Source organism: Rhizobium mesosinicum (genome assembly GCF_019511345.1).
Classification (GTDB): Bacteria; Pseudomonadota; Alphaproteobacteria; order Rhizobiales; family Rhizobiaceae; genus Rhizobium; species Rhizobium mesosinicum.
The window spans coordinates 219,576-238,077 of the sequence record NZ_JAEUAK010000006.1 but is presented as its reverse complement, the minus strand read 5'-3'; the positions used below and the strand labels follow the sequence as shown (position 1 = coordinate 238,077).

The 18,502-nt window shown below is 60.3% G+C and carries 18 protein-coding genes and 1 pseudogene; 8 read left to right on the top strand and 11 right to left on the bottom strand.

Annotation, left to right across the window (positions count from 1 at the left end):
* Nucleotides 1-12: 12 nt before the first annotated feature.
* The gene (locus JNB85_RS18075) at nt 13-450 is read right to left on the bottom strand and encodes an Lrp/AsnC family transcriptional regulator (protein ID WP_220335698.1); all 438 of its coding nucleotides are present in this window, start codon (nt 448-450) and stop codon (nt 13-15) included.
* 123 nt (nt 451-573) lie between these two features.
* Between JNB85_RS18075 and rocF the strand changes: the two genes are divergently transcribed.
* The 3 genes from rocF (at nt 574) to JNB85_RS18060 (ending at nt 3,548) form a co-directional block, all read left to right on the top strand.
* Nucleotides 574-1,509, top strand: a complete 936-nt coding sequence (rocF, locus tag JNB85_RS18070) for an arginase (protein WP_220335697.1) — start codon at nt 574-576, stop codon at nt 1,507-1,509.
* Nucleotides 1,510-1,522: 13 nt separating this feature from the next.
* A complete protein-coding gene (gene rocD, locus JNB85_RS18065) occupies nt 1,523-2,722 on the top strand; it encodes an ornithine--oxo-acid transaminase (RefSeq protein ID WP_220335696.1) in 1,200 nt (399 codons plus the stop codon).
* Nucleotides 2,723-3,071: 349 nt separating this feature from the next.
* Entirely contained in the window at nt 3,072-3,548 is a 477-nt protein-coding gene (locus tag JNB85_RS18060) for a chemotaxis protein CheW (RefSeq protein WP_029868938.1), read from the top strand.
* Nucleotides 3,549-3,785: 237 nt separating this feature from the next.
* Here JNB85_RS18060 and JNB85_RS18055 read toward each other — a convergent pair whose 3' ends face one another.
* The 10 genes from JNB85_RS18055 to soxR all read right to left on the bottom strand — a co-directional run bounded on the left by JNB85_RS18055 (nt 3,786) and on the right by soxR (nt 14,381).
* Nucleotides 3,786-5,444: an OFA family MFS transporter gene (locus JNB85_RS18055; protein WP_220335695.1), complete on the bottom strand. Its 1,659-nt coding sequence runs from the start codon at nt 5,442-5,444 to the stop codon at nt 3,786-3,788.
* Nucleotides 5,445-5,536: 92 nt separating this feature from the next.
* Nucleotides 5,537-5,782 (bottom strand): formate dehydrogenase subunit delta, encoded by a 246-nt coding sequence (locus JNB85_RS18050; protein WP_183749510.1) that lies wholly within the window; start codon nt 5,780-5,782, stop codon nt 5,537-5,539.
* Nucleotides 5,772-6,599, bottom strand: a complete 828-nt coding sequence (gene fdhD / locus JNB85_RS18045; RefSeq protein WP_220335694.1) for a formate dehydrogenase accessory sulfurtransferase FdhD — start codon at nt 6,597-6,599, stop codon at nt 5,772-5,774. Before fdhD ends, JNB85_RS18050 begins: the two co-directional genes overlap by 11 nt.
* Nucleotides 6,599-9,478 carry a formate dehydrogenase subunit alpha gene (gene fdhF / locus JNB85_RS18040; RefSeq protein ID WP_220335693.1) on the bottom strand — a complete coding sequence of 960 codons (2,880 nt, stop codon included), beginning with the start codon at nt 9,476-9,478 and terminating at the stop codon, nt 6,599-6,601. Before fdhF ends, fdhD begins: the two co-directional genes overlap by 1 nt.
* Nucleotides 9,479-9,481: 3 nt before the next feature.
* Nucleotides 9,482-11,038 carry a formate dehydrogenase beta subunit gene (locus tag JNB85_RS18035; protein ID WP_220335692.1) on the bottom strand — a complete coding sequence of 519 codons (1,557 nt, stop codon included), beginning with the start codon at nt 11,036-11,038 and terminating at the stop codon, nt 9,482-9,484.
* Nucleotides 11,035-11,514 carry a formate dehydrogenase subunit gamma gene (locus JNB85_RS18030; RefSeq protein WP_220335691.1) on the bottom strand — a complete coding sequence of 160 codons (480 nt, stop codon included), beginning with the start codon at nt 11,512-11,514 and terminating at the stop codon, nt 11,035-11,037. Before JNB85_RS18030 ends, JNB85_RS18035 begins: the two co-directional genes overlap by 4 nt.
* A 133-nt stretch (nt 11,515-11,647) precedes the next feature.
* Entirely contained in the window at nt 11,648-12,541 is an 894-nt protein-coding gene (locus tag JNB85_RS18025) for a LysR family transcriptional regulator (RefSeq protein ID WP_192728942.1), read from the bottom strand.
* A 73-nt stretch (nt 12,542-12,614) separates the two neighbouring features.
* Complete coding sequence (locus tag JNB85_RS18020) at nt 12,615-12,956, bottom strand: ArsR/SmtB family transcription factor (protein ID WP_220335690.1); 342 nt, start codon at nt 12,954-12,956, stop codon at nt 12,615-12,617.
* A 101-nt stretch (nt 12,957-13,057) separates the two neighbouring features.
* Nucleotides 13,058-13,828 carry an SDR family NAD(P)-dependent oxidoreductase gene (locus JNB85_RS18015; protein WP_220335689.1) on the bottom strand — a complete coding sequence of 257 codons (771 nt, stop codon included), beginning with the start codon at nt 13,826-13,828 and terminating at the stop codon, nt 13,058-13,060.
* Nucleotides 13,829-13,916: 88 nt separating this feature from the next.
* A complete protein-coding gene (gene soxR / locus JNB85_RS18010; RefSeq protein WP_220335688.1) occupies nt 13,917-14,381 on the bottom strand; it encodes a redox-sensitive transcriptional activator SoxR in 465 nt (154 codons plus the stop codon).
* An 81-nt stretch (nt 14,382-14,462) separates the two neighbouring features.
* Between soxR and JNB85_RS18005 the strand changes: the two are divergent.
* The 5 genes and pseudogenes from JNB85_RS18005 to JNB85_RS17985 all read left to right on the top strand — a co-directional run bounded on the left by JNB85_RS18005 (nt 14,463) and on the right by JNB85_RS17985 (nt 18,439).
* Nucleotides 14,463-14,980 (top strand): annotated as a pseudogene (locus JNB85_RS18005) (NADPH-dependent FMN reductase).
* Between the two features lie 277 nt (nt 14,981-15,257).
* Nucleotides 15,258-15,866, top strand: a complete 609-nt coding sequence (locus JNB85_RS18000; RefSeq protein WP_220335687.1) for a Ykof family thiamine-binding protein — start codon at nt 15,258-15,260, stop codon at nt 15,864-15,866.
* Nucleotides 15,867-15,880: 14 nt separating this feature from the next.
* Complete coding sequence (locus tag JNB85_RS17995; protein WP_220335686.1) at nt 15,881-16,672, top strand: ABC transporter permease; 792 nt, start codon at nt 15,881-15,883, stop codon at nt 16,670-16,672.
* Complete coding sequence (locus JNB85_RS17990) at nt 16,669-17,424, top strand: ABC transporter ATP-binding protein (RefSeq protein ID WP_220335685.1); 756 nt, start codon at nt 16,669-16,671, stop codon at nt 17,422-17,424. The genes JNB85_RS17995 and JNB85_RS17990 overlap by 4 nt, the downstream gene beginning before the upstream one ends.
* Nucleotides 17,425-17,431: 7 nt before the next feature.
* Complete coding sequence (locus JNB85_RS17985; RefSeq protein ID WP_220335684.1) at nt 17,432-18,439, top strand: ABC transporter substrate-binding protein; 1,008 nt, start codon at nt 17,432-17,434, stop codon at nt 18,437-18,439.
* The last annotated feature ends 63 nt before the right edge of the window (nt 18,440-18,502 follow it).

Below are 18,502 nucleotides of genomic sequence, written 5' to 3'. Positions count from 1 at the left end.
GAAGACTGAAGCCTAAAAGCTCGTCTTGCTGGTCTTCAGCAGAATGTTGGTTTCGGTAGTATTGATGCCGTCGATGAGGCGTATCCGGCGCAGCGTTTCGTCGAAGGAGACGAGATCACGGTCTTCCAGCTCGGCGACGAAGTCCCATTTGCCATTGGTGCTGTGCAGCGCGCGCACCTGCGGCAGGCCGCGCAGTTGGGAAGCGACCTTGTCGGCAAGCTTCCCGTGCACCTCGATCATGACGATCGCCCGAACACCTGCCGAACGCGTCTCGTGACCGGTGCGGATCGTGAAGCCGGCGATCGTGCCGTTTTCGACCAGCCGGTCGATGCGCGTGGCGACTGTCGCCCGTGAAGCACCGGTCATGGCGGCAAGCGAGGAGACGGAGATTCGCGCATTATGCCGAAGCGCACTCAAAAGCTCGTTGTCGAGGTCGTCCACGTTGTTCACTTTGTCGAATTAGCTTTATCAATCTGCGCAATCATAATCCATTTCTGACATTTTTCCATCTATTTGCTACCACCACTTTATCCCACTATTGGCCGAAACAGGCCTCACAACGGAGCCCTAGGAATGGAAGTACAAACTCAATCTGTCGCTCTTATTGGTGTTCCCCTTGAAGAGGGTTCCGGCCGCAGAGGCGCGGGCATGGGGCCGACAGCATTGCGCATCGCGGGTATCGACAAGGCGCTGGCCGACCTCGGCCACACCGTTGTCGATACCGGGGATCTCAGCATCGTCCCGGCCAGGGACCTTCCCAATCATCCGAAGGCACATAATCTCCGCGTCGTTGGCGCCTATACGCGTGCGCTCGAAGCAGCCACCTATGATGCGGCGAAAGCCGGCCACTTCCCGCTGATCCTTGGCGGAGACCACAGCCTTTCAATGGGGAGCGTCTCGGGGATGGCGCGTTATGCCGCGGAAATGGATCGCCCGCTCTTCGTGCTGTGGCTCGACGCCCATTCGGATTTCAATACGCCGGAGACCTCGCCGTCGGGCAATATTCACGGCATGCCCGTCGCCTTCTTCTGCGGTCTCGCGGATTTTGCCCACATCCTGCCGAGGGACCGTCCACTCGTTGATCCCCAGAAGATCTTCCAGGTAGGCATCCGCTCGGTCGATGCTTCCGAGCGGGTCGAAATCCGCAAACACGGCGTCAACGTCTTCGACATGCGCTCGCTAGACGAACAGGGCGTGGCTGTAATCCTCCGCCAGATTCTGGAAACGGTCGAAAAGGCAAACGGCCTGCTGCATGTCAGCTTCGACGTCGATTTCCTAGATCCCGATTTTGCACCTGGCGTCGGCACCACCGTGCCCGGCGGCGCCACTTTCCGCGAAGCCCACCTTATCATGGAGATGCTGTCCGACAGCGGCCTCGTCTCCTCGCTCGACCTCGTCGAACTCAATCCTTTCCTTGATGACCGCGGCAAGAGCGCCCGCATCATGGTGGAGATGACGGCAAGCCTCTTCGGCCGCCGTATCTTCGATCGTCCTACACGCGCCGCATAAGGGAGCACCGGCCATGAACATCTCGTCGAACCTCATCGCCACCGAACAGCGTCTTGGAGCCAATAACTACAAGCCGCTTGATGTCGTGCTGACGCGGGGTGAAGGTGTTCATGTCTGGGATACGGATGGCAAGCGCTACCTCGACTGCCTCTCGGCCTATTCCGCCGTCAACCAGGGCCACTGCCATCCGAAAATTCTTGCCGCCATGGTCGAGCAGGCCGGCCGCCTGACACTCACCTCACGCGCCTTCCGCAACGACCAGCTCGCCTATCTCTACGAGGAGTTGGCAGCACTGACCGGCTCCCACAAGATCCTGCCGATGAACTCAGGCGCGGAAGCCGTTGAGACCGCCATAAAGGCAGGCCGCAAATGGGGCTATGAGGTGAAGGGCGTGCCGGAGGGCAAGGCGGAGATCATTGTCTGCGCCAACAATTTCCACGGCCGCACGTTGAGCATCATCAGCTTCTCGACTGATCCCGACGCCCGTACCGGCTTCGGCCCTTACACGCCGGGCTTCCGCATCGTTCCTTTCGGTGATGCCGAGGCCTTCGCGGCGGCCATCAACGCCAACACCGTCGCAACACTGATCGAGCCGATCCAGGGCGAGGCTGGCGTCATCATTCCGCCAGCCGGTTATTTCACCCGCGTGCGCGAACTCTGCACGGCAAACAATGTCACGCTCATCCTCGACGAAATTCAGACCGGTCTTGGACGCACCGGCAAGCTGCTCGCCGAAGAACATGAAGGCATCGAAGCCGACGTGACGCTCATCGGCAAGGCGCTTTCCGGCGGCTTTTATCCGGTCTCGGCCGTGCTTTCGAACTCGGAAGTCCTTGGCGTGCTCAAGCCCGGCCAGCACGGCTCGACCTTCGGCGGCAACCCACTGGCCTGTGCGGTCGCCCGCGCGGCGCTGACGGTATTGACCGAAGAAGGAATGATCCGGAACGCCGAGACGATGGGCGACTACTTCCTCGAAGGTTTGCGCTCCATTCGCTCCAATATCGTCAAGGATGTGCGCGGCCGTGGCCTGATGCTCGCGGTCGAATTGGAGCCGGAGGCCGGTGGTGCCCGGCAATATTGCTATGCGCTAAAGGATCGCGGTCTTCTTGCCAAGGATACGCACGACCACACGATTCGCTTTGCACCACCACTCGTCATCAATAAGGAACAGGTGGATTGGGCGGTAGAGCAGATCGAAAAAACCCTCACCTGAAGCAAAGCAGAATATATTACGGCGACCGTCAAATCCTCGTGCGAACAATCGGCTGGGCTTGTCGATCAATAAAGCCGTCCACGTTCTGGATCAGAGCACCCAGCAGAATGCCTCCAGGGGTGGAGGAGGCGACGGTGGCAAGCGCCCGACTTTCGTCCGAGACAGAAACCCTTCGCAATCTCGTCCTGCAGTTTAGATTTGCGCAACACTCTTCCGTTAATGTCTTCGATAACCGTAACGATGCTTCGCTAAGTGCAAAGCCATCGCGTGGGGTGAAGGCAAAGCTCGTCCGCGCCAATGGTGGCGCATCCGCTTCTGCCCTGGCTTACGACAGTTGGGAAGAATTCTAATGGCCACGATCAATTCCACTAGCTTCAGCGGCGATACGCTCGAAATCATTGCCTTCCGCCTGCATGATCAGGAATTCTGCGTCAAGACCACGACCATCCGCGAAATCCGTGGCTGGGCGCCGTCGACGCCGATCCCGCACTCTCCGGCAGATGTCATCGGTGTCATGAATCTGCGCGGTTCGGTCATCCCGATCATCGACCTTGCCTACAAGCTCGGCATGAAGAGCACTGTCGCCAATGAGCGCAGCGCCATTGTCGTCGCCGAAGTGCATAATATGGTCATCGGCATGCTGGTTGATCGTGTTTCCGACATTCTGACGATTTCTTCCAGCCAGGTACAACCCGTTCCGGAAGTAACTGCTTCCTTCGACCGTGCTTTCTGCGAAGGTATCATAGCTTCCGAAAACGGCATGATCTGCTTCCTGAACCTCGCAAAGATGTTCAAGGAAAACGAGACCGACGAACTGGCCGCCTGATCGCTTGGCGATATGACATGAACGAGGAACCCGCCCCACAAGCGGTTTTTGTTGTTCAAGCTCTCCTTGTGTGCCGGAGGTTCGGCCTCGCAATGTCGTTGGAGACAAGCAGTTTCGAGGCCAGCCTCGTCAAGCTTTGCCAAGCTTGTTCCTGCAAATGATCCTCCTAAACCGGGCGGGAAGCTTCTCGCCCGGTCTCCTCCAATCCCATCTCCCTGCAGCTCAGCAAGGGAGCTTTTAACCGAACAATGCCAGGGTCGCCTTCAGCGTGACCCAGACGCCCCAGAGCAGCGGAATACCGACCACCGCCCAGGCAAGCGCCGCCTTGACATCGAGACCGCCCGTGCCAATACCGAAGGAGCCTGTGGGGCCAGCATTGACCGCAGCGCTCCTCGCCTGAAATGCAGCGACTTCATCATCCGACATGAACCATTTGTCGGAGAGCGGCCGGACGAACGCATTGGCGATCAGGCCGAGCGCCAGCATGCAGGCGAGAATGTACATCGTGCCCGTATAGAGCGCCGGTCCGGGCGCCACGCCAGCAGCGATCTGTGCTTCGCGGATATAGTTGACGACGACAGGCCCGACGATCCCGGCTGTTGCCCAGGCCGTCAGCAGGCGACCGTGGATCGCGCCGACGAACTGCGTGCCGAAGATATCGGCGAGATAGGCGGGGATAGTTGCGAAGCCGCCGCCATACATCGACAGGATGATGCCGAAGGCAAGGACGAAGAGGGCCTTGTTGCCTATATCTGCCAGTGTCGGAGCCGCAGCATAAAGCACGATGCCGAGAATGAAGAAGGTATAGTAGGTATTCTTGCGGCCGATCTTGTCGGACAGCGAAGCCCAGAAGAACCGGCCGCCGATATTGAAGAGCGAGAGCAAACCTGCAAAGCCGGCAGCGATCGTCGCAATTGACGCCTTCTGACCGGCGTTAAGCTGCGCAAAGCCGATATCCGGCAACCCAATCAGCGAACCGGCGAAGATTTCCTGCAGCATCGGCGAAGCCATGCCGATAACGCCGATACCAGCCGACACATTGAGGCAGAGCACCGCCCAGATCAGCCAGAACTGTTTCGTCTTGTGAGCATCGCGCAGATGCACGTGCTTGGTCGTGATCATCGTGCTTTTGGCGGCAGGCGGCGTCCAGCCTTCCGGACGCCAGCCGGCCGGCGGAATACGGTAGCCGAAGGCACCACCGATCATGAAGACGAAATAGATGGCCGCCATGACGAGGAAGGTCTGCCAGACGCCGACGGACGTATCCGTCCTGAAGCTGTTCATCAGCAGGTTGGCCAGCGGAGCGCCGATCATTGCACCGCCACCAAAACCCATGATCGCCATGCCGGTCGCCATGCCGCGTCGGTCCGGAAACCATTTGATAAGCGTTGAAACTGGTGAAATGTAGCCGAGACCGAGGCCGATGCCGCCGACCACGCCGGCGCCGATCCACATGATCCAGAGCTGATGCGAAATGACGCCGAAAGCTGCGATGATGATGCCGCCGCACCAGCAGCAGGCCGAGACGACGCCCGCCTTGCGCGGACCGACCCGCTCGAGCCAGCCGCCCCACATGGCAGCGGACGAACCGAGCAGCACGAAGAAGAGTGTATAGATCCAGCCGAGGTCGGCAACGCGCCAGTCGCAGGTCGTGGTGAAGAGGGCCGATACCAGCGTCAGATCCGGGCAGGCCGTCGAAGCGGTAATGCCGAGAGATTTCGACAGCGGCAGCCAGAACACGCTGAAGCCATAGGCCATGCCGATGCAAAGATGGATGGCGAGCGCGGCCGGCGGTACGAGCCACCGGTTGAAACCGGGTTTTGCGATGATCCTTTCGCGATCCAGCAGGCCCGCGCCTGCCGGAATTCCGCCTGAACTAGTATCCGCTGCAGTCATGAACAACTCCTCCTTGATTCAGACCTGGCTTTCACAGGCGCATGTGCAAGCGGGCTGATCCGGCCTCGCCTCTTTCATGCGCCGATGTTGCTTTATCGAAGCGGCTGTTCTGCCGGCTCCGGTTTGCGGATCAGAGGAACGGCCTGCAGCACGAGCGCGTCTAGGCCATTGTCTTGCTTTTCCAGGATTTCGAAGAGTTGTCGCCGCATACGCGGCTCCCAAAATTTGTTGATATGCGTCGCCACCCCCTGCGCAGCCTCGCTTTCGGGCTGGGTCTTGAAGAAGGTTGCAATCTGGTTTGCCATATAGACAAGCTTGGTCTTGGTATCATGCGACATCGGCGATGCTTCCGGGCGACAAGCGATGCGGGTGGCTGAAAATCTCGAAATCCTCGCCGCGCACGAGAGCGACAAGCGTCATGCCCGCTTCTTCGGCCGTGCGGATGGCAAGTGCGGTCGGCGCGGATATGGCGATTAGCACGGGTGCGCCGAGGATCGCCGTCTTTTGCACCATTTCGACGGAGAGCCGGCTGGTGACGGTAACAGCGCCGGAAGCGCCGGCCTCTCCCGTCCTGATGACGGCACCACAGAGTTTGTCGAGCGCATTGTGCCGGCCGACATCCTCACGCACGGCGATCAATCCCTTGCCGGGGACGTAGAAGCCTGCCCCATGAACGGCGCGCGTCTCGCGATGCAGCGGCTGGGAATCGTTAAGCAGAGCAATCGCCTGCACGATATCGGCATGCGACAGCGACAGCTCGGCCTCGGAAACGTTTGGCACGGTGCGAACCGCCTGCTCGATCGATTCGATGCCGCAAAGGCCGCAACCGACAGGTCCCGCCATGCTGCGCCGCCGCCGCCTCAAAGCATCCTCGACATCGTCGACAAGCGTCACCTGGACATCAATGCCCTTCTCGTCCTTGAGGAACTCGATACCGGCGACCTGGCTGCGGTCGGTGATGATGCCTTCCGTCAGGCTGAAGCCAACCGCGAAATCCTCGAGATCGGCAGGCGTGCCCATCATGACCGCATGCGAACTGCCGCCATAGGAAAAGGCGATCGGCACTTCCTCGGGTACGATACGCTCGCCCCGTGTCATGACGCCGCCCCTCCGGGCAATCTTCGTCACGCTTATGCGGGTCGGCCGTTCCGTCATTATTCCGCCGCCTCCATCTTGCCGGCGATGCGGCGGGACTGGCGGGCCTGCTCGTCATACTCGATCTGCCATTCCGACGGGCCGTTGGAGGGCGAAACCTGCACCGCCGTCACCTTGTATTCCGGGCAGTTCGTCGCCCAATCGGAGAAATCGGTGGTGATGACGTTTGCCTGCGTATCCGGATGATGGAAGGTGGTATAGACGACGCCGGGCGCCACGCGATCGGTGATCAAAGCGCGAAGTGTCGTATCGCCCGAGCGGCTGCCAAGCTTCACCCAGTCGCCATCGCGGATGCCGCGCTGCTCGGCATCATGCGGGTGTATCTCCAGCCTGTCTTCGGAATGCCAGACGACATTATCGGTACGGCGTGTCTGAGCCCCGACATTATACTGGCTAAGGATGCGGCCGGTGGTGAGAAGCAACGGGAAGCGCGGACCTGTGCGCTCGTCGGTCGCCACATATTCTGTGCGGATAAACTTGCCCTTGCCGCGCACGAATCCGTCCACATGCATGATCGGCGAGCCGAGCGGATGTTTCTCGTTGCAGGGCCACTGAACGGAGCCCATCTTTTCAAGATAGTCGTACGAGACCGAAGCGAAGCTCGGCGTCGTCGCGGCAATCTCATCCATGATCTCGGACGGATGCGTATAGTGCCAGTCGAGGCCCATGGCCTGGGCGAGCTTCTGCGTCACTTCCCAGTCGCCATAGCCGTTGCGTGGCGTTATGACCTTGCGCACGCGGTTGATGCGGCGCTCGGCATTGGTGAAGGTGCCGTCCTTTTCCAGGAAGGTAGAGCCCGGCAGGAAGACATGAGCATAGTTCGCCGTCTCGTTCAGGAAAAGATCCTGCACGACGACACATTCCATCGCGGCAAGACCGGCGGCGACATGTTTGGTGTCCGGATCGGACTGCAGGATATCTTCGCCCTGGATATAGATACCCTTGAAGGAGCCGTCGACGGCAGCGTCCAGCATATTCGGAATACGCAGGCCCGGCTCGTTGTTGAGCTTCACGCCCCAGAGCTTTTCAAAAATATCGCGCGTCGCATCGTCTGAGATGTGGCGATAGCCCGGCAGTTCATGCGGGAAGGATCCCATGTCGCAGGAGCCCTGCACATTGTTCTGGCCGCGCAGCGGATTCACGCCGACGCCGGGACGGCCGATATTGCCGGTCGCCATGGCGAGATTGGCGATCGCCATGACGGTCGTAGAGCCCTGGCTGTGTTCGGTCACGCCGAGGCCGTAATAGATGGCACCATTGCCGCCTGTCGCATAGAGCCGGGCAGCGCCGCGCACGTCTTCCGGGTTGACGCCGGTGAATTTCTCGACGGCTTCCGGGCTGTGCTGCGGTTCCGCCACGAAAGCTGCCCAATCCTCGAACTCCGACCAATCGCAGCGCTCGCGGATGAACTTCTCATCATAAAGGCCTTCGGTCACGATCACATGCGCCAGCGCCGTCATAACAGCGACGTTGGTGCCAGGCTTCAGCGGCAGATGATAAGAAGCCTCCACATGCGGCGAGCGGACGATATCGGTGCGGCGCGGATCGATGACAACAAGTTTGGCGCCCTGCCGTAGCCGCTTCTTGAGACGCGAAGCGAAGACCGGGTGACCATCTGTCGGGTTGGCGCCGATAATGACGACCACATCGGACTGCTCGACGCTATCGAAATCCTGCGTGCCGGCTGAGGTGCCGAAGGCCTGACCCAGCCCATAGCCTGTCGGCGAGTGGCAAACGCGCGCGCATGTATCGACATTGTTGTTGCCGAAGCCGGCGCGGACCAGCTTCTGGACAAGATAAGTCTCTTCATTGGTGCAACGAGACGATGTGATGCCGCCGATTGCGTCGCGGCCATATTGATACTGGATGCGGCGAAACTCGGAAGCAACATGCGCATAGGCATCGTCCCAGGTCACTTCACGCCAGGGATCCGTCACCTTCTCTCGGATCATCGGATTGAGGATGCGGTCCTTGTGAGTCGAGTAGCCATAGGCGAAGCGGCCCTTGACGCAGGAATGGCCGCGGTTGGCCTGACCGTCCTTCCACGGCACCATGCGCACCAGCTCCTCGCCACGCATTTCCGCCTTGAAGGAGCAGCCGACGCCGCAATATGCGCAGGTCGTCACGGCCGAGTGTTCCGGTTGGCCGATGCGGATGACCGATTTTTCCGTCAGCGTCGCCGTGGGGCAGGCCTGTACGCAGGCGCCGCAGGACACACATTCGGACTCGACGAAATGCTCGTGCATGCCGGGTGAAACGCACGAATCAAAACCGCGCCCTTCGATCGTCAGCGCGAAAGTGCCTTGCACTTCCTCGCAGGCGCGCACGCAGCGGGAGCAGACGATGCACTTTGACGGATCATAGGTGAAGTAGGGATTGGACTCGTCCTTCGGCATCCATTTCAGATTGATCTCGCCATTGTTGCGGGCCTTGACATGATTGTCGCCCTCATAGCCATAACGCACGTCCCGAAGACCAACGGCGCCGGCCATGTCCTGCAGCTCGCAGTCACCGTTGGCAGCGCAGGTCAGACAGTCGAGCGGATGGTCGGAGATATAAAGCTCCATGACGCCGCGACGGATATTCTTCAGCCGCTCGGTCTGCGTATGGACGACGATGCCGGATGCCACCGGCGTGGTGCAGGAAGCAGGCGTTCCATTGCGGCCGTCGATCTCGATCAGACAGAGGCGACAGGAACCGAAGGCATCGACCATATCGGTCGCGCAGAGCTTCGGCACTTCGATGCCGGCCTCCATAGAGGCGCGCATGATCGAGGTCCCCTCAGGAACTGTCACCTGACGGCCGTCGATGGTCAGCGTCACCATCGTTTCGGATTTCGAGGCCGGCGTTCCGTAGTCGATTTCGTGAACAAGAGACATGGTCTATTCGGCCGCTTCTATGAGAGGAGTCGGGGCAAAATCTTCGGGAAAGTGCGTCATGGCGCTCATCACGGGATAGGGCGTGAAGCCGCCGAGCGCGCAGAGCGAACCGAATTTCATCGTATTGCAGAGGTCGGCCAGCAGCTCGCGGTTCCTTTCCGGATCGACGCCCTGCGCGATCTTGTCGGCGGTTTCGACGCCGCGTGTCGAGCCGATGCGGCAGGGCGTGCACTTGCCGCAGCTTTCCACTGCGCAGAATTCCATTGCGAAACGGGCCTGCTTCAGCATATCGGCAGTATCGTCGAAGACGACGAGGCCGGCATGGCCGATTAGGCCGTCCTTGGCCGCAAAGGCCTCGTAGTCGAACGGCGTGTCAAAGAGCGCGCGCGGGAAATAGGCTCCGAGCGGCCCGCCCACCTGCACCGCTTTCACTGGCCGGCCGGACGCCGTACCTCCGCCGATCTTCTCGACGATATCGCCGAGCGACAGGCCGAAGGCGGTTTCATAAAGACCGCGATATTTCACGTTACCGGCGATCTGCAGCGGAATGGTGCCGCGTGACCGGCCCATGCCGAAATCGCGATAGAAGGGAGCCCCCTTGTCCATGATCACAGGCACAGAGGCGAGCGAGATGACGTTATTGATGACGGTCGGACAGTCAAACAGGCCCTTATGCGCCGGCAGCGGCGGCTTGGCGCGCACGACCCCCCGCTTGCCTTCAAGGCTGTTGAGCAGCGCCGTCTCCTCGCCGCACACATAAGCGCCTGCACCAGTGCGGATCTCCATGTCGAAGGTCTTGCCGGAGCCGAGCACCGAAGTGCCGAGAATGCCGGCCTTGCGGGCGATCTCCACCGCCTCCGTCATCGTGGCGATGGCATGCGGATACTCCGAACGCGTATAGACGAAACCTTTCGTGGCTCCCGTTGCCAACCCCGCAATCGCCATGCCTTCGATGAGCACGAAGGGATCGCCCTCCATGATCATCCGGTCGGCGAAGGTACCGCTGTCGCCCTCATCTGCATTGCAGACGATATACTTGCGCGAACCCGCCGCATCGAGCACCGTCTTCCATTTGATGCCGGTCGGAAAACCGGCGCCGCCGCGGCCGCGAAGGCCGGAATCGGTGACTTCCTTGACGATATCGGCAGACTGCATCGACAGTGCGCGGCGAAGACCGGCGAGCCCCCCATGCGCTTCGTAATCCTCAAGCGAAAGCGGATCGGTAATGCCGCAGCGGGCAAAGGTGAGACGGGTCTGGCCCTTTAGGAAAGGCAGGTCCTCGACCTCCTCAAGACAGAGCGCATGCGCCCCACCGTCCAGCAGTCCCGCATCGAACAGCCCCGCGACATCCTTCGCCTTGACTGGCCCATAGCCGACTCGTTTCCCGGAAACCTCAACCTCGACCAACGGCTCCAGCCAGAACATTCCGCGCGAGCCGTTGCGCACGACGGTCGCATCGAGGCCGCGGGCGGCGATCTCCTGGGTAATCGCCTTTGCCACCTTCTCGGCCCCGAGCGAGAGCGCTGCGGCATCGCGCGGAACATAAATCTTCACAGTCATCGGCGCGCCTCCTCGACGAGTTCGGCCGCCAATTCGTCATCGACGCGACCATGCACTTCGCCATCGAACATGGCGGCTGGCGCGCAGGCACAGAGACCGAGACAGTATACAGGCTCCAGGGTCACGCCGCCGTCGAGTGTCGTTTGATGAAAATCGATGCCGAGCAGGACCTTGATACGCTCGGCCAGTGCGTCACCACCCATCGACTGGCAGGCTTCGGCGCGACAGAGCTTCAGCACGTGCCGACCGGCAGGATGATCACGATAATCATGATAGAAGGTTACGACACCGTGGACCTCGGCGCGGGAAAGGTTGAGCTCGTCAGCGATGACTGGCAGAGCCTCCCGCGGCACGTAACCGAACTGGTCCTGAACCTCATGCAGAATGGGGAGCAGTGGTCCCTCGAGGGATCGAAGATCAGCAACGATCGAGCGGATCCGCTCCGCGATGTCGCCCTGACCGATATGTATGTTCATCAGCAGCCCTCCCTTCGGCTTGCGCATCGGTGAACCGCAAAACTCCCCATGTCATCGCGAATTCAACGGAACTGTCTCAGGGAAGCAGACTGCAATCAATAAAGCAGTCTCGTTGCTTGATAGCTTCTTTCTATCAAAGTTCCGCGTCTTCCACGAGTGTTCTTGCTTCATGCAACAAGGCGGAAACAAGCGGCGTGAAAGGTTCCCGATAGGGAGCGACAAGGCCGACGAGGTGGTGCGCCTCCGGCTCGACGATCGGGATCATCCGGATCTCGACAGGAAAACCGAATGATTTCGCGACATTATGCGGCATGATGCTCGCCCAGCGGCCGGTCCGCACGTGCGAAAAAAGCACGATCATCGAGTTCGATTCGAGCGTCGGATGGACTGTCGCGCCTGCTTCGGCCAAATGCCGGTTGATGATACGCCGGTTCTGCATGTCAGCAGTCAATAGGCAAAGCCGAAGATCACCCACTTCACGCCATGTCACACTCTCGCGATCTGAGAGCGGACTGCCGGCGGCGGTGATGAGATTATAGCGTTCCGCATAGAGCGGCACCGAAGTGACGCGCCCGAGCGGCTCGTTTTCCAGATAGGTGATGCCGGCATCGATCTCGAGATTTTCGAGCATGCTCAGCACCTGCAGCGAGTTGCGCGAGACGATGGAGAAGGTGACGTCGGGATGCCTTTCCTGGAAGGGCGTTGTGATTCGCGACAGCATGGCGAGCGCGGTCGGAATGGACGCCAGACGCAGATGGCCGGAGAGACCCTTGCGGGCGGCGCGCATTTCCTCGCGCATTGTGCGCGTATCGCCGACGATGCGTCGCGCCCATTCAAGCACGCGCTGCCCTTCCGGCGTCAATCCTTGAAAGCGGGAGCCGCGCTGCACCAGCATGACGCCCAGCTGATCTTCGAGCTGGCGAATGGCGGCCGAGAGCGTTGGTTGCGAAACGCCGCATTCCTCTGCCGCACGACCGAAATGTTTCTCGTTGGCGAGTGCGATGAAGAATTCCAGCTTGTCGATCATCCGGCCTCCCCGCCGAATTCGGGATGAGGCCTATCTTTACGGCTTGACGACCGCTTCGCAAGAGCCAGCAGGCTCAGCTCGCCTCGGCAACCGGAAAGAGACTGAAAAGCGATTCGAGGAAAGCCATGACGCTTTCATTGCCCATGCTGTAATAGACGAGCCGTCCTTCGCGCCGCGTACTGACGAGACCTTCGAGCCTCAGCCGCGCAAGCTGCTGGGACACCATAGCCTGCTGTATACCAAGGATATCCTCGATTTCGCCGACCGTCTTTTCCCCTTCCGACAGGATACAGAGGATAAGCAACCGGGTCTGATGCGCTAGCGCCTTCAGGAGATCACTCGCCTCGCGGGCTTTGTCAGCAAGCTTCTGCAAGTCCTGGCCGGTCATGCCCGGCTTCGGTTTAGGCAATGGCATTTGCTTCTCGGAAGGAGGTAATAGGATAGATCAGCACACTATCATATTCGCAGAAACGAATTAGACAAATGTCGTGAAACACCAAAAAAAGTCCAACTAAATCAGCAGATAAGCTGGCCGCCATTGATCTCCAGGACTTGACCTGTGATGTAACCGGAGAGCGATGGAGCCGCCAGGAAGAGATAGGCGGGGGCACAATCTTCCGACGTTCCAAGCCGCTGCAGCGGGATCGATTTGCGGGCCTGTTCCAGTTTTTCGCGGGATGAATAGCGTGCATGGAAATCGGTATCGATCGTACCGGGTGAGACGCAGTTGACCCTGATATTGTCAGGCGCGAGCTCGCGAGCGAGCGCCTTCGAGTAGGTCGCGACGAACGCCTTTGATGCGGAATAGATCGCCGAACCCGGGCTTCCTCCCGTCAGCGCTGAAATGGAGACCGTGTTGACGATGGCAGCACCGTGCGCTGCCCGGAGCGCGGGAAGCAAGGCCCTCGTCAGCTCTACCACCGATGTCTGGTTGAGGCGCACGATGGTCTCATAATCGGCATCGGTCAGCTCACCCGCGGGAAAACGTCCATGCATGGTGCCGGCATTGTTGATCAACACATGCACCCTGTCGAAGAAATCGAGTGCCTCTCCTGCAAACTTTGCAGCTCCGCCCGCCTGCAGGAAATCTGCCGGCAGCAGCAGCGCCCGGCGCTCCGATTCGGCAGTCAGGAGAAAATCCGGGAGTTCGCGTTCCCCATCGCGCCCGGTGTGGACAAGCACGCGCGCACCGCAATCCAGAAACTGTCGGGCAACTTCGAGGCCGATACCGCGGCCAGCACCCGTCACGACGACATTGCGGTTCTCGAACAATTTGGGATGAAACACGAAGCTGTCCTCCTTGCGGGGCCGACCCCGCTGCTTGCGCTATCAGGCCTAACATATGCGGCCACTAGTCAAAAGAAAGCCCGAAGGTCTAAGCATCAGGGTCGAGAAGCCGCGCGCCGGCGCCTTGCCTGCCGAGCACGTCGAAGGGATTACGCAGCGGACAGGCGTCGATCGAGAGGCAACCACAGCCGATGCAGCCCGTCAGATGGTCGCGCAACAGGCTGAGCTGCTTGATGCGTGCATCGAGATCATCCTTCCAGAGCGCCGACAGTTTCTGCCAGTCCTCGACTGTGGGCGTCCGGCTCTGCGGCAGGGTTTCGAAAGCGGTCTGGATTTCGGCAAGCGGAATGCCGACGCGTTGCGCCACCTTGATGATGCCGAGGCGCCGCAGCACGTCGCGGCCGTAGCGGCGCTGGTTGCCGCGGGTGCGGATGCTGGAGATCAGCCCCTTCGCCTCGTAGAAATGCAGCGCAGAAACCGCAAGTCCGCTGCGCTCCGCCACCTCGCCCACCGTCAGGAGCCTGCTCAAGGAGAATGCCGGTTTCAGCTGCATGGCCTATTGACCTCAATATTAGTTGAGGTTTTATAGACTGCGCTCCCGAGGCCGTAAAGCCGACATGAGAAGGAGCAATGCATGCAGAAACCCATGAGGCTTGCCGTCATCTACGGCAGCACGCGCGAAGGGCGCACCTGCGACAGGGTGGTGAAATGGCTCGAAAGAGAACTCGCCCGCTTTCCGCAATTCGAGATCGACCTCATCGACCCGCTGACATTTTCGCTGCCGCGAGAGCATGTACCGCATCATCCGGAGGCAAGACGGCTTGCAGACAGGCTCCATCAGGCCGACGGCTTCGTCCTCGTCACGCCGGAATATAACCACAGCTTCACCGCTTCCCTGAAATTCCTTATCGATCTCTTTGCCGAGCCCTGGCACGGCAAGCCGATCGCCTTTTTGCGGAGCTTCACGCCGTTACGATCTGCGATGCCGTCAGCTTCAATTCCCCCTGGCGCCGTTTCGACAGTACTGGCCGGCTGTGGGATCCAGAGGACTCGTTGCGCCGGCTTTCGCGAATGATGGCCCAGTTGCAATGGTGGACTGAGGCGCTGATCGCTGCCCGCAGCGACACGCCTTATGCCGGCGTCGCCGCCTGAGACAACGACATCCGATTCCGTTTCTGGCAGGTACGGAACCGGCTGGACACCCGGACAGGACCTCCGTCCGGGTGTTTCCTTCCCAGCACCTGGTGCGTCCGAACCCTTACCGACCGTGCAGCCGGATAGGAATTTTACGGTTGCGGTATCGCAGGCCCGGTGATAGCTTCCGCCACAATTCACGGGGGAGCTCCGAATTGCCGGGGCTGAGATGTGAGGCGCATGCCTCCGGACCCTTCAAAGCTGATCTGGGTAATGCCAGCGGAGCGAGGTCCAAATGTTTTCCGGCGCACAAGTGTCTCTATATCCGATGTCCGGCAATTTCGTCGGCATTATCCTTGAAGCGATCAAGGCTCTCGATCCCTATCGCGATCGTCTTCGCATCGAAACCGACGACATTTCCACGCTGATGGTCGGCCCGCCCGATGTGCTGTTTGCCGCCATGCGCGACCTCTTCGTCTCAGCTGCCGCAAGCGGTGAGCATTGCGTATTGTCCGCCGCGATCTCGCGGGGCTGCCCCGGCGAACCGGATGATGCGCTCTGCGGCCCTGGCTTGTCTTCCAGCCGATCAGAGCCGCTCGCCGAGAGGGTGGAAGCCGCGATTGCGGCAGTCAGGGATACGACAGAAACCAGTCAGCCAACGGCCGCCCAATTTTCTCTGTATGTTATGGGAACCGGCACCCATATGGACGAGATCTACGGCTGCATCGATTTTCTGAAGCGCTCGGGCACATTCGACCGCTCGAAGAATTTCTGCACCAAGCTGCGCGGCGATGCCGGCGCGATCTTCGCGACCATCCATGAAGCTTTCTATCGCTTTGGCGATCCTGATGGCCATGTGACGCTGGATATCACGGTCTCCGCAAACAGCCCGAGCAAAGCCTGAGACGCCTGACGGCAATGACCTTATCGAAACCGGATTCGACGTTTGCGCCACTGAGGCGGGCCTTGCCCGCCATTCTTGCCGTGCTTGCCTTCCTGGCCGTCTGGGAGCTCTATGTCGATCTCTCCGGCATCAAGCCCTCCATCCTACCCTCGCCTTCGCGCATCCTGACACAGGGCTGGCTGAACAGGCAGGCGCTGCTCGACAATACCTGGCCGACGCTTGGCGCGACGCTCGGCGGTTTCGCTTTGTCGCTGGTCTTCGCCTTCGCCTCGTCGGTGCTGATGGATTTCGTGCCCTTCATGCGCCGCGCCCTGCTGCCGCTCTTCATCGTCAGCCAGACACTGCCGCTGGTGGCGATCGCGCCCCTGGTCGTACTCTGGTTCGGTTTCGGACTATTGCCGAAACTCCTGCTTGTCGCCCTGGTCACCTTCTTTCCGCTGCTGGTCGCCCTGCTGCAGGGTTATGAAGCGACGGACCGGGATATCGCCGAGCTTCTGAGTTCCATGAAAGCAAGCCGCTGGCGCATCTTCTGCCTGGCGAGGCTGCCCTCCGCCATGCCTTTCTTCTTCGCCGGCCTGCGCATTTCGATCACCTATGCCGTGGTCGGCGCCATCTTTGCCGAATATGCAGGCGCCGCACGCGGCCTCGGGATCTATATCCTCAATGCCAAGAACAATTTCCGGCCGGACCTCGTGCTTGCCGCCGTCATCGTCAGCGCCCTCCTGACGCTCTGCCTCTTCGGTCTCACGCTGGCGGTGCAGCGTTTCGTCATGCCATGGCAATCTCCTGCGGAGAAACGCCGATGAACGGGATGCTCGAGCTGAAGAATGTCTCGAAGTCCTTCGATGGCATGGAAGTGCTGAACGACATTTCTCTTCATATCGCCAGAGGCGAATTTGTCTCTATCGTCGGCCCCTCCGGCTCCGGCAAGTCAACGATCCTGCGGCTGCTGACGCAGGCGCTGCAGGCTGATGGAGGCGACATTCTTTTTGACGGCATGCCGCTCCTGCAAGCTCAGCACGCCTTCGCCTTCATGCCCCAGCGCGATGCGCTGATGCCGTGGCGAAGCGTCATCGACAATGCGATCCTTGGCCTCGAAGTGCACGGCATGCGCCGCAGCCAGGCGCGCGCCGTTGCCGCCCCTCTCTTTGATCGCTTCGGCCTTGCCGGTTTCGAGAATTACTATCCCGCGACCCTCTCAGGCGGCATGCGCCAGCGCGCAGCTCTCCTGCGCACCGTGATCCAGCGGCAGGATATGCTGCTGCTCGACGAGCCCTTCGGGGCACTCGACGCGCTGACCCGCACCCAGATGCAGGAATGGCTGCAGGGCATGTGGACCGATCATCGCTGGACGGCCCTGCTGATCACCCATGATGTACGGGAAGCCGTTTTCCTGTCTGACCGTATCTATGTGCTTTCCGCCCGCCCGGCGGCCGTGATCAGGGAATTCGAAGTGCCGCTGAAAAGGCCGCGCACGCTTGCCGATCTCGGCTCCCCGGCCGCCCAGGCGATCGAAACCGAAATTCTTCAAACATTGCTGCATCCGCAAAGAACCTGAGGAGGTTATGATGCTTCTCACCCGTCGACAGACCCTTTTTGCCGCCATGGCCGCAAGCCTCGCCGGCCGCACTGCCTTCGCCCAATCCGCCGCCAAGCTGCGTATCGCACTCGACTGGACGCCGAACACCAATCACATCGGCATTTATGTCGCCAAGGCCAAGGGCTTCTATGAGACCGCAGGCCTCGACGTCGAGATCCTGCCCTATGCCGATACCAGCGCTGGCACACTGGTCGCGAACGGCGTTGCCGATTTCGGCATTTGCGGAGAGATCGAGGCCTTTACCCAGCGCGCCGCCGGCGCTGATGTGAAGCTCGTCTATGCTGTCGTGCAGACGGAAACCGGCAGGCTGATCTTCAAGGGCGGCCGCAACGATATCAAAAGTCCCAAGGATCTGGACGGCAAAACCTATGGCGGTTTCGGCGGCGCATGGGAGGAGGCGCTCGTCTCCGCGATGATCCGCAACGACGGCGGCAAAGGCGACTTCCAGAATGTCACGCTCGGCACCTCGGCCTATGAGGCCCTCGACAACGGCGCCGTGGACTTCACGCTGGAAATCTACACCTGGGAAGGTATCGCCGCTCAGCTGGAAAACCGGCAGGTCGGCCGCTGGCGCTATAGCGATTACGGCATTCCCGACGAACAGACGACAGCGATCGCTTCCAGCGACGCCTATCTCTCGGCCAATCCGCAGAATGCCCGCGCCTTCATCCGGGCAACGCTCAAGGGTTACGCCTATTCGGTCGACAATCCGGACGAGGCCTGTGACCTCCTGATTGCCGGCAGCAACGGCGCGTTGCTGAATACCGAACTGGTCAAGGCATCGCAAAGAGCGCTGGTCGAAGGTCATTTCCTCAAGGGTGAAAATGGCGCGATCGGCATCATCGATCCGGCCAAGGCAGAAGCGATCGGCGCTTTCCTGTTCGACCACGGCATCCTGCTTGATGCCAATGGTGCGGCGCTGAAGGAAAAACCCGACTTTTCCAGCTATTACACCAACAATCTGCTTGGCTGAGACGCCCCCCGCCCTTGCCGGCAGCAGCTTTCCACTGCAAAGTCCGGCAAGGAGCGAGGGAGT